Genomic DNA, 10,414 nt, shown 5'->3' on the forward strand with positions numbered 1-10,414 from the left:
CAGCGACACAGCGTCCGCCGTCACCGGCATGCCGTCGCGGAATTTGCTCATCAGCGTCTCGCCGGCATGCGCCAGCGCTTCGAGCCGGGGCAGTCCGAGGAAGCCGCAAGTGCCCTTGATGGTGTGGACCAGGCGGAAGATGTTATCCAGGATCTTGGCGTTGTTCGGCTCCTGCTCGAACTTCACCAGCTGATTGTCCACCGTGTCCAGGCTCTCGCTGGTCTCCGTCAGAAACTCCCGCAACAGATCATCCATGAAAACAGGCCTTCATACAGGAAGGGCGCGCACGATTTGTGATGCGCCTATTCGGAATGGGGCCAGCTTCACCGCAAAGCGTTTAATATTGGTTGAGTATGTGCAAAAGAACGGACCCAACAAAGAGATAAGGCGCCCCGGACAAGCCGAAGCGCCTCGTAAAGATTTGATTAAGAGGCGAAGCGCGCCGCGCTGTTTACGAAGCGGTAACGGTGATGGCTTCGCCTTCCGGCGCAAGCTTCACGGTGAGCCCGCAGGCCTGCGCGAGCAGCCGCGTATAATAAGGCTGGATCGCGTGCGCATCCGCGGCGGGCCCGCGTTCGCCGCTCAGCAGCTCGGAGATGTTCTGCGGCAGACGCGCATTATGGCCGGTCGCGGTGATGCGAAAGCTCATCGTTTCGCCCTCGCCGATCGGGTCGATCGTCAGCATGCCGCCGCGCGGGATCGTGTGCTGGGCGACGACCAGCATGTTGAGCAGCAGCTTGACGCGGTTCTTCGGCAAAAGAAGCCGCGGCAGATTCCAGGTAATCGAGCACTTGCCGTCCTCGATGTGGCCCTTCGCCATGGTCTGGGCATCGCCGAGATCGATCTGCGCGCCGGAGGAGCCGGCCGCGCCGAAGGCAAGGCGGCAGAACTGCAGCCGGGCCGAGGCGGTCTTGGCGCTCTTGCGAATCAGGTCGAGCGCGAATTCGCGGTCTTCGGGCTTGGGATCGTCGTCGAGCACCTCGAGCCCGTTGACGATGGCGCCGACAGGGCTGATGAGATCGTGGCAGACCCGCGAGCACAAGAGCGCGGCGAGTTCGAGCATATCGGGAGCAGTAGCGGTCGCGGGCGACGAGGCGTCAGACATATAAAGGGGTCCTGGAGGGTTCCTGGAATTGCACGGCGCTGGACGCCGCGAATCACGCATGCTTGACGGATGCTGTGGGTTCTAACATTCGCCAGCCCGCGGCAGCTAGCTTGCGATCACGCCGGGGCGGTCATAAGCCCAATCGAATCGATGGGGCCGAATCAGTCGAGAGGAACGAATTGCCGATGATTGAGGCATCCAGGTGAAGCGGATCATCGACGGCGCGGCCGCATCCGGCCTGATGGAGCCATTGACGGCGCTGGTGGTAAAGGCGGGCGAGGCGATCCTTGCCGTCAACCGCGCGGCGATGCGGGTCGACGGCAAGCAGGATGGCTCGCCGGTCACCGAGGCGGACCTTGCCGCCGACCGCATCATCGCGGAGGGCCTGGCACAGCTCGCAGGCGACATCCCGACGCTCTCGGAAGAGCGGACCCAGCTCGCCTCCCCGACGTTCGAGGGCAGCTTCTTCCTGATCGATCCGCTCGACGGCACCAAGGAGTTCGTTGCCGGTCGCGACGAGTTCACCGTCAACCTCGCCCTCGTGACCTCGGGCGTGCCGCTGCTCGGCATCGTCAGCGCGCCCGCGCTGGGCCTGCTGTGGCGCGGCATCGTCGGCCGCGGCGCCGAACGCGTGAGGTTTGACGGCACCAGCATCGGCACGGCCGAGCCGATCCACACCCGCAAGCTGCCGGCCCGAGGCGAGCCCTGGATCGCGACGGTGAGCCGCTCGCACGGCGACCCCAGGAGCGAGGCCTTCATCGACAACAGGCCCAATGCCGTGAGACGGACGGCCGGCTCAGCGGTGAAATTCGGCCGGATCGCGGAAGGCAGCGCCGACATCTACCCCCGGTTCGGGCCCACTTGTGAATGGGACGTCGGAGCCGGCTCCGCGGTCGTGACGGCGGCGGGCGGCAAGGTGACCGACGGCAAAGGCGGCGAGCTCCGATTCGGCGAGCGGCACGCGAGCGGCTTCATCATCCCGGAGTTCATCGCCTGGGGCGACCCGCAGGCCGCAGAACTCTGAGGCGGTAGTCCGCTACTGGCTGAGCTGGTCCTGAAGCGCCGGCCAGCGCTTGCCAACCTCATAGAGGAACCGCTCGGGGTCGGCGGCGAAGGCGTCGCGATTGGCCTCGCGGCTGAACAGGTACAGCCGCTGCGCGACGATCGCGAAGAAGCGGGGATTGCCGGCGATGGTAACGCCGCGGGCGATGTCGGCGGGATCGTAGCCGCCGTACTGCGGACCATAGACTTCGGGATGGGCCTGGAAGGAGGCGCGGTTGCCCTCGTTGCGGAAGCGCCAGACCGCGCCCCAGAGGTTCGTCTCGAATTCGGCCGTCCCCTGCACCGCCTGGCCATCAACGAAATAGGCGACGGGGTCGAAGCCCTCGATCGCTACGCCAGTGAAGCGGTTGACGACGACGCGCTCGGTGGTGGCGGCCTTGGCCGGCACCCCCGAGACGGTGATCCCTATGCCCGCCAGCAGGCAGACGAGGAGGCTGATCAAGGCAATTCCGGGGCGCAAAGGGCTATCTTCCTGCCGTTGTGCCGTCATAGTTGCTGCGGATAACATCCGAGTCGAGGGGACATCCGGCGCAACCTAGAGCCACGCCTGTTGGCGCCAGGTTAAGGAAGCGACCGGTTTCGGTACCAGGGGTTCTTTTATGACTTTCGCATCACGCCTTGCTGCGCTCGCGCTTGCCGCGATGGTGGGCTGGATCGTGCCGGCTTCAGCGCAGACCGCGCCGCCGCCGGACCTGCCGCCGCCGCAGCGGACCCCGACGCCAAGCACCTATGGGCCGGACGAGCTCGTCGGCGCCGGCCACCGTTTCTTCGGCAACGTCTCGCGCGGCCTCGCCTCGATCATCGAGAAGGCGATCAGCCAATGGGGCCTGCCCAACGGCTACATCCTGGGTGAGGAAGGCTCGGGTGCCTTCGTCGCCGGCCTGCGCTACGGCGAAGGCACGCTCTACACCAAGAACGCCGGCGATCTGCGCGTCTACTGGCAGGGCCCCTCGCTCGGCTTCGACTGGGGCGGCGACGGCGCGCGCACTATGACGCTGGTCTACAATTTGCCCGCCACCAACGCGATCTACCAGCGCTTCGCCGGCCTCGACGGCTCGGCCTACATCATCGGCGGCTTCGGCATGACGGCGCTGACCGCCAACAACATCGTGCTGGTGCCGATCCGTTCGGGCTTGGGCTTACGGCTCGGCGCCAATATCGGCTATCTCAAATACACGCCGCGAGCGACCTGGAACCCGTTCTAGGATCCTCTCCGCTCCCATCCTGTTAGGGATCAAGGTTAACGACAGGCCGGGGCTGGCTTTTTGCCGGGCCGCCATGGCATGGTCGTTGGTGAATTTTTCCTTAAGCTTGGGAGTTCTGGCCCATGGTCGAACCGATCATGTACCTGGCGATCGGTTTCCTGCTCTCGATGTTGTGCGGGCTTGCGATCGTGCCGCTGGTGCATAACCGCGCCGTGCGCCTGACCACGCGCCGGCTGGAAGCCGCAACGCCGCTGTCGATGGCGGAGATCCAGGCCGACAAGGACCAGCTCCGCGCCGAATTCGCCATGTCGGCGCGGCGGCTCGAGATGAGCGTCGACCAGCTCAAGAACAAGACCACGAGCCAGCTTGCCGAGCTCGGCAAGAAGAGCGACGCCATCAATCGCATGAAGATCGAGCTCGGCGAGAAGAACGCCACGATCTTCGCGCTCGAAGCGCGCGAGAAGGCGGTGAAGGAGCAGCTCCGCGCCACCGAAGAGGAATTCAACGCCAAGACCCAAGCGTTGCGCGAAGCCGAGATCGCGCTGACCGACAAGCAGGCCGAGCTCGCCAAGATCAACTCTGAACTCTCGGACCGCTCGATGATGGCGGAGAGCCGTCAGGTCGAGCTGGTCGCGGTGCGTGCGCAGATCGAGGAATTGAAGAACCGCGTCGGCGATGCCGAGAAGGAGTTCGCGGCGACGCAGGCTCGCCTCGCGCAGGAGCGCCTGGAATCGGAGACCGCCTCGCGCGAGCTCGGCGATGCCCGCGGCCGCGTCGAGAATCTGAGCCAGCGCGTCACCGAGCTCGATCGCCAGTTGATCGGACAGGTCAAGGAAGCCGAGATGCTGTCGGGCCGCGTCGCCGACCTCGAAGGCCGCCTCGCCACCCAAGGCAAGCTGCTCGCCGAGCGCGAGTACGAGAACAACCAGCTGCGCCAGGCCAATGAGGCCAACGAGCGCACCGTCAAGGAGCTGCGCGTCGAGATCGCAGGCCTCAGCGGCGGCAAATCGTCGGCGGCCATGGAGGCGCTGCGCGCGGAAAAGACCGCGCTGGAGGAGCAGCTGCGCACCGCCCGTGACGAACGCGCCAAGCTCCAGCGCGACCTCAACGCGATCCAGCAGCAGGCCGAGAGCTCCTGGGCGACCGAGCGCATGGAGAACGCGCTGCTGCGCGAGCGTATCAACGACATCGCCGCCGAGGTGGCGAAACTCGCGATGCAGCTCGAAGGGCCGAACTCGCCGATCGAGGCGCTGCTGGCGGCCGAGGCCGGCCAGCCGCCGAAGCCGGCGCCCCGCCCGGCCAACGATGCCGCAAGCAACGGCACGCCGAGCCTGCCCGAGGGCGGCGGAACGCTGGCCGAACGGATCCGGGCGCTGCAGGCCCACGCCTCCCGCGCCCGCCAGCAGGGCGCGTAAGCGGCCAAAATCCGGCTTCCGTCGCCAATTACGTGCGGAGGCCAAGGTTTTCCGGCCCCGCGGCGCCTGGAAACTTGACACCTCAAGCCCGCACTTCTAAATCGCGGGCTCCGATGCGCCGGCCGGCCGAAAGGCCCGGCCGTTGGCATGATGGTCCCGGGCGCATAGCTCAGCGGGAGAGCGTTCCCTTCACACGGGAGAGGTCCAAGGTTCGATCCCTTGTGCGCCCACCACGCTTCGCCAAAAGGCTTCGCGTGGCGCAGCCACGTCCCATCATGGCGAAGCGTGTCAGGCGTAGCTCGAAGAGCGTAGACGGACTGGGGCATCCTGCTTCCGCTCCGTCAAAATCTCGAAAACAACCCCATGCACAGTAGCCGACGCCAGTCGGATCAAGGGGTTATCACTTTCCCGAATTGGATTGCTGCGGCGATAAGGTCCTGCGCGCCACGGCTTGGTACGAGCACCGCAGCACCGCCCGCTAGTATTTTGCGATGATGGGACCGCCGGAGCGGTATTTCAGCCGCACCAGAGCAATGTCGATGTCCTGGCCGATCCGCTCCCTGCGGGCGAAGGCCCGGGCGGTTGTTGACGGCCGCTGGGGATTGCAACGACGCCGGAAAGTGGTGCCCTGATCGTTCCGCTTCCAGACCGGTATTGTGCTTGCAATCGCGGGAGGGATATCAAAAATTGTATGAGTTGGCCTTTCGGGCAGGCTCAGCGAGCTGTTGGTGGATCGCAAACAGGTTGTATCGGAGCCTCGGTAAGGCGCTTATCCATGAATTCCGTCGAACCGGTCGGTTACATGCTGCCTCGACCCAGATGGAGAGCGCCGAGATGCGGCGGCCTATCGGGCTCAATTGCCGGAGGCAGGACCAGGCTGGACCGGGCGGAATGACTAAGATCGCCATCTCCTACCGTCGCAAAGATGATCCATCTGCTGTTCACTGGATGCACAAGCAGCTCAGCGACCGTTATGGGTCAGGAAATGTATTCATCGATATCGATGATATTCCACCGGGGAAGGATTTTCGCACCGAACTCGAGGCCATCCTTAAGCAGATCGAAGTGCTGATCGTCGTGATCGGCCCTGATTGGCTTGAACGCAGCGAAACCGGGCTAGCACGGATCAAGGAAACCGAGGACTTCGTCAGGTTCGAGATCCGGATCGCCCTCCAGCGCAACATCATCATTCTTCCATTGCTGATCAATGGCGGAGTGATGCCTCATCGAGACGACCTCCCCGAGGACATTCAAAGTTTCACGTATCGGAACGCCGCGTCGCTACAGACGCGAACGATGATAGCGGACGTCAAGCGCCTCGAGTCCGGCATTAACCAGCTGCTCAAAGAGCGGTTCGCGGAAAAACGAAAGAAGATCGTCAGGACGATACAATCCAAAATACCATTCTTGGAGTGGCGGAAGATACGATCCCAGATGCCAACCTTTGATTGGCAACGGATACGACTACAATTGTCATTCTTCGTGATGCGGGGGGCGATTGCCACTACGGCTATCTTGGTGGCGCTCTTGGCTTTCATTCGCCCAACGGACAACGACATCACGGCTCGAACAGAAGCCCAAAAGTTCGCCGCGGAAACCGCAAAGCGAGCCGCCGAAGACCAGAAGCGTAAGCAGGACCAGGAGGCTCAGCGCCGCCAGCAGTTGCAGCAAATTCAAGACATGATGCGTGACAGGCGCATAGTCAGATGAGAACATGGGGCGGCCCTCCACCATCCCCTGCCCGCCGATTGCTGATTCACCGCCGCAGGTGACCGGCCGATCAACAACGTCGAAAACAACTTCATCCGCAGGAGCCGGGGTCAGTCGGATCAGTCCGCCAACGCTTCCCAAATCCGCCTGCTTGCCCGATCGGGCAAAACACCGGCGCGATGACATGAGCAGAACTCAGCCGACGGCGTGGAAGCTGCACACCGCAGCCCCCCGCTAGTATTTGGCGATGATGGGACCGCCGAAGCGGTAGTTGAGCCGCACGAGCCCGATGTCGACATCCTGGCCGATCCGCTCCCTGCGGGTGAAGGCGCCGGCAGGCACGCCGCCGAAACCGACCGAGCCGGCGAAGCTGACATCGCGATGGCCGAGGAAGATGTGGTCGTACTCCACGCCCAGCGTCCAGTTCGGAGCCAAGCCGAATTCGAGGCCGCCGCCGATCACGCCGCCCCAACGCGTTTCGCTGCCCCGGTCGAACTCCACGCCGGTGACGACGTCGTTGGTGCGATATTTGTCGGCCACAACCGCGCCGCCGCCCTTCACGTACAACAGGACATTGTTCCAGGCATAGCCAACTTGCCCGGTGATCAGGCCGAACCCTTCGATGTGCGAACGGTTGCGAAGACCGGTCGGCGGGAAGAGCACCGTGGAGATGTTGTCGCCCGTGAAGTCCGCCCAGTTGCCCTGGCCTTCGACGCCGAACACCCAGTTGGCAGACTGCCAACGGAAGCCGACCTGCCCGCCGGCCGTGCCGCCCGTGGCATCGTGGCACCCTTCCGGGACGACGATGCCAAGTCCGGGCGAAATCAGATCCCAGCATTTGCGGCTCGATCCGCCGCCGCCGTTGACGCCGATGTAGAAGCCGCTCCAATCGTAGACGGCGGCGACCATCGGCGGCGCCTTGGTATAGGGCCTCGCCGCCAGATCTGCCGCGTTGGCGCTCGACCAGGCCATCCCGAATGCTGCGATGGACAACAGGAACTTCTTCATCAGCGTCCCCCCAACGAATCTCATACGACATGCAATGGCCTGATCTTATCGATTCTGGAGGGGTTGGATGTGATCCACGTGCAACACCTCGAGGCCACTTTGCTCCGGCAAACCGGCTCCGCCACCCAACGCCAGGAGTAGCGCATGGCGACCATCTTCATCACCGGGAGCACCGATGGCCTCGGACGGGCGGCGGCGCAATCGCTGCTTGATCAAGGACATCGCGTGGTGCTGCACGCCCGCTCGGCCGATCGCGCCGACGCGCTCGGCGAGCTGAGGTCGCGTGTCCAGGGCATCGCGGTCGGCGATCTCAAGAGTGCGGCCGAGACCAAGGCCATCGCGGACCAGGTCAACGCGATCGGGCGCATGGACGCGATCATCCACAATGCCGGCGTCTACACGCGGCCGAGCCGCGGCGCGACGCCGGAAGGCCACGCCGAAACGCTCGCCATCAACACGCTGGCGCCCTACATGCTGACGGCGCTGATCCAGCGGCCGGGCCGGCTGGTGTATCTCAGCAGCGGATTGCACCGGGGTGGAGAGGGCTCGCTCGACGATCTCGACTGGAGCAAGCGGCCCTGGGATGCGGCCAAGGCCTATGCGGAGAGCAAGCTGCACGTGGTCGCGCTGGCGTTCGCACTGGCGCGGCGCTGGCCCAAGGTGCTGAGCAACGCCGTCGATCCCGGCTGGGTGCGCACGAAGATGGGCGGCGCGGGCGCGCCGGTCGATATCGACACCGGACAGCGGACGCAAACCTGGCTCGCGGCGAGCGAGGAGCCCGCGGCCTTGGTGACGGGGCGCTATTGGCATCATCTCGAACAGCAGCAGCCCGCCAGCGAGGCGGCCGATCCGGCATTTCAGGATGCGCTCATCGCTCAATTGAGCAAGCTGACGGGCGTTGCGCTGCCGCAGGTGTAGGGCACAATCACGGAGCAGGCGTCACACCGCCCGCTGCGACCGCCACGCCGTGTAGAGACCGACCAGCGTTCCCATCGCGACCAGCGCGGCGGCCAGCAGCACCTGCAATTCGCCGTCGTCGGTCGGGCCGACGGACGACACGAGCCTGGTCACGATGACGAACAGGATGCCGACAGCGGCCGCAGCACCCACGCAGAGATAGGCGAGCTCGCGCGTCAGATTGCGGCCGAGCAGTCCGAGCGCCGTGAAATACATCGCGCAGGCGTTGGGATGCACGAACAAGGCAATGCGCGCGTAACGGCCGTAGGCGTCGAACAGGGACTCACAGCGGCTCAGCGCCGCCTTCGACGCCACCCGCTGCAGGAACGGTCTGAAGAAGCGAGCCTGTCCGTAGCTGAGAATTGCGCCCACGATGATGGCGAGCCACGCCGCGGCGAAGACGGAGCCATCCGCGGATTTCGGATTGAGCGCCGCGGACATCAGGATCAGCGCCGTTCCCGGGAAATAGCCGAAATACGGGAAGACCGACTCCAGGAGCACGCAGGCGAACATGAAGGCCGGAAACCACCATGACCCGGTCGCCCCCTGGACGAGGGCGTTCAAGTCGAACAGGTTCGTCCTGTACAGGACGAGGTACATGCACATGGCGAGGCCCGCCAGCGCGTAGAACGGCAGCGCTCCCGCCAGAAACCGTCTCATCCGACCATCGAGCTTTGTTTGGCGGAGACGACGGCCTCGCGCTGTTGCCGATCATGCTTTAGGCGAATGGCATTGCTCCTGTCGATAGCGCCCTTTGCCGCGCAATCCACGGTTCGGCCCTGCACGCGCTAGGCGATCGCCAGAATCTCGATCTCCTGCGCGCCCGCGCCCGCGACATCGCCGACCGCCTTGCCCATCAAGGAGCGCGCCACCGGCGCGACGAACGAGATCGTCCCCGCTTTCGGGTCGGCTTCGTCCTCGCCGACGATGCGATAGGTCTGCACGCGGCCGTCGGCGCGGCTGAAGGTCACCGTGCTGCCGAAGGCGACGACATCGGTCGACGCCGGATCGGGGACGAGCTGCGCGGTGCGCAGACGTTCCGTCAGATAGCGGGCGTCGCGCAAGGGCACGGCCGATTGCCGGCGCTTCTCGTTGACGTCCTCGATGGCCTGCGCGGCCTCATAGGCGGCGCGGGCTTCCGCAAGCTGCGTCTGCAACGCCTGCAGGCCTTTTTCCGTCACGAGGTTCGGATGCGGCGAGATCGGGCGGTCCGGCAACAGCGTCTCGGACGCGGTTTCGGCGCTTTCTTCCTTGGTAAAGGCGACGCTCAATGCAAGATCCTGTCGAACTGTCCTGGCTACCGGCGCGGGCGTGTTCCGCCGCCGGCGATCGCGCCAGACTATATCTCAAGTTCGACGAAACGACGGAGCTTGAACACGATATCCGGCACGGCCTGGCGGAACCGCGTCGCATTCTGGAAATTGGTCGAGAACGGCGCGAAGGTGATCATCGCGTTCCAATGCCGGTAGCCGTAGACCGTCACCGAGGTGCCGGTCGCCGGAAAGTCTTCCAGCTTGCGCAGCTCGCCCAGCACGAGATCGGCGATCGCTTCGGCAGGCAGCAGCTGCTTGCCGTCCCGCGTCGTGACGATTTTCGCGGGCTGCTCGACCGGCGCCGCGGCGACGGGCGCAGCGTTGGGCACGTCCTCTGGCTTCGCCGACGCCGCCTCGGCGATGGGCGCGGCAACCACTTCGGCTCCGTTCGAGGGGACTGTCGGCGGCCCATCGGTGAGCGGCGGCGGTGCAACATTGTCCGTGCGCTTGTTGCCTCCAAGGATGCTGCTGATCATGGCCACAAGGCCAGCATCCTTCACGTCGTCGCTCATCATTCCCCCCGGGATTCGGCCTACTCTAGCACTGCTCTCGCAGACCGCCACCGAGGATGTGCGGCCGGACTCCGCCTGGCAGAGGCGGTTCGTCGCAGGCCGCACGAGCGGCGCGAGGCTGAGCGCC

Annotated in this window: 12 protein-coding genes and 1 tRNA gene; 6 read left to right on the top strand and 7 right to left on the bottom strand. The window is 64.9% G+C overall.

The window, feature by feature from the left end:
- Both SE92_RS17480 and chpT read right to left on the bottom strand, forming a co-directional pair.
- On the bottom strand, positions 1-255 hold a 255-nt coding region (locus SE92_RS17480), incomplete at its 3' end, for an Hpt domain-containing protein (protein ID WP_157095897.1).
- Positions 256-451: 196 nt separating this feature from the next.
- Positions 452-1,105, bottom strand: a complete 654-nt coding sequence (chpT, locus tag SE92_RS17485; RefSeq protein ID WP_028134580.1) for a histidine phosphotransferase ChpT — start codon at positions 1,103-1,105, stop codon at positions 452-454.
- A 202-nt stretch (positions 1,106-1,307) separates the two neighbouring features.
- Between chpT and SE92_RS17490 the strand changes: the two genes are divergently transcribed.
- The gene (locus tag SE92_RS17490; RefSeq protein WP_063196922.1) at positions 1,308-2,129 is read left to right on the top strand and encodes a 3'(2'),5'-bisphosphate nucleotidase CysQ family protein; all 822 of its coding nucleotides are present in this window, start codon (positions 1,308-1,310) and stop codon (positions 2,127-2,129) included.
- Between the two features lie 12 nt (positions 2,130-2,141).
- Here SE92_RS17490 and SE92_RS17495 read toward each other — a convergent pair whose 3' ends face one another.
- Positions 2,142-2,627: a YHS domain-containing (seleno)protein gene (locus SE92_RS17495; protein ID WP_063196924.1), complete on the bottom strand. Its 486-nt coding sequence runs from the start codon at positions 2,625-2,627 to the stop codon at positions 2,142-2,144.
- Between the two features lie 139 nt (positions 2,628-2,766).
- Here SE92_RS17495 and SE92_RS17500 point away from each other — a divergent pair, with 139 nt between their 5' ends.
- From SE92_RS17500 to SE92_RS17515, 4 genes are all read left to right on the top strand, one after another.
- Positions 2,767-3,372, top strand: a complete 606-nt coding sequence (locus tag SE92_RS17500) for a DUF1134 domain-containing protein (protein ID WP_063196926.1) — start codon at positions 2,767-2,769, stop codon at positions 3,370-3,372.
- A 122-nt stretch (positions 3,373-3,494) separates the two neighbouring features.
- Entirely contained in the window at positions 3,495-4,787 is a 1,293-nt protein-coding gene (locus SE92_RS17505; RefSeq protein WP_063196928.1) for a coiled-coil domain-containing protein, read from the top strand.
- Positions 4,788-4,945: 158 nt separating this feature from the next.
- Positions 4,946-5,020: transfer RNA gene (locus SE92_RS17510), tRNA-Val, on the top strand.
- A gap of 658 nt (positions 5,021-5,678) precedes the next feature.
- Complete coding sequence (locus SE92_RS17515) at positions 5,679-6,497, top strand: toll/interleukin-1 receptor domain-containing protein (protein ID WP_198172682.1); 819 nt, start codon at positions 5,679-5,681, stop codon at positions 6,495-6,497.
- A gap of 234 nt (positions 6,498-6,731) precedes the next feature.
- Here SE92_RS17515 and SE92_RS17520 read toward each other — a convergent pair whose 3' ends face one another.
- Positions 6,732-7,505, bottom strand: a complete 774-nt coding sequence (locus SE92_RS17520; RefSeq protein ID WP_063196932.1) for an outer membrane protein — start codon at positions 7,503-7,505, stop codon at positions 6,732-6,734.
- A 144-nt stretch (positions 7,506-7,649) separates the two neighbouring features.
- Here SE92_RS17520 and SE92_RS17525 point away from each other — a divergent pair, with 144 nt between their 5' ends.
- Positions 7,650-8,423, top strand: coding sequence for an SDR family NAD(P)-dependent oxidoreductase (locus tag SE92_RS17525; protein ID WP_063196933.1), 774 nt, complete (start codon positions 7,650-7,652; stop codon positions 8,421-8,423).
- Between the two features lie 21 nt (positions 8,424-8,444).
- Here SE92_RS17525 and SE92_RS17530 read toward each other — a convergent pair whose 3' ends face one another.
- From SE92_RS17530 to SE92_RS17540, 3 genes are all read right to left on the bottom strand, one after another.
- Positions 8,445-9,122: a hypothetical protein gene (locus SE92_RS17530; RefSeq protein WP_063196935.1), complete on the bottom strand. Its 678-nt coding sequence runs from the start codon at positions 9,120-9,122 to the stop codon at positions 8,445-8,447.
- 128 nt (positions 9,123-9,250) lie between these two features.
- Entirely contained in the window at positions 9,251-9,733 is a 483-nt protein-coding gene (greA, locus tag SE92_RS17535) for a transcription elongation factor GreA (protein WP_063196937.1), read from the bottom strand.
- Between the two features lie 68 nt (positions 9,734-9,801).
- A complete protein-coding gene (locus tag SE92_RS17540) occupies positions 9,802-10,287 on the bottom strand; it encodes a hypothetical protein (RefSeq protein WP_063203598.1) in 486 nt (161 codons plus the stop codon).
- Between the last annotated feature and the right edge of the window lie 127 nt (positions 10,288-10,414).

It is taken from the genome of Bradyrhizobium sp. AT1 (assembly GCF_001590795.1).
Taxonomy (GTDB): domain Bacteria; phylum Pseudomonadota; class Alphaproteobacteria; order Rhizobiales; family Xanthobacteraceae; genus Bradyrhizobium.

Excerpts from the sequence above, each read along its gene's own strand:
- SE92_RS17515 (WP_198172682.1), top strand. The coding sequence starts at position 5,679 with ATGACTAAGATCGCCATCTCCTACCGTCGCAAAGATGATCCATCTGCT.
- SE92_RS17530 (WP_063196935.1), bottom strand. The coding sequence starts at position 9,122 with ATGAGACGGTTTCTGGCGGGAGCGCTGCCGTTCTACGCGCTGGCGGGC.
- SE92_RS17505 (WP_063196928.1), top strand. The coding sequence starts at position 3,495 with ATGGTCGAACCGATCATGTACCTGGCGATCGGTTTCCTGCTCTCGATG.
- SE92_RS17520 (WP_063196932.1), bottom strand. The coding sequence starts at position 7,505 with ATGAAGAAGTTCCTGTTGTCCATCGCAGCATTCGGGATGGCCTGGTCG.
- SE92_RS17540 (WP_063203598.1), bottom strand. The coding sequence starts at position 10,287 with ATGAGCGACGACGTGAAGGATGCTGGCCTTGTGGCCATGATCAGCAGC.
- chpT (WP_028134580.1), bottom strand. The coding sequence starts at position 1,105 with ATGTCTGACGCCTCGTCGCCCGCGACCGCTACTGCTCCCGATATGCTC.
- SE92_RS17525 (WP_063196933.1), top strand. The coding sequence starts at position 7,650 with ATGGCGACCATCTTCATCACCGGGAGCACCGATGGCCTCGGACGGGCG.
- SE92_RS17500 (WP_063196926.1), top strand. The coding sequence starts at position 2,767 with ATGACTTTCGCATCACGCCTTGCTGCGCTCGCGCTTGCCGCGATGGTG.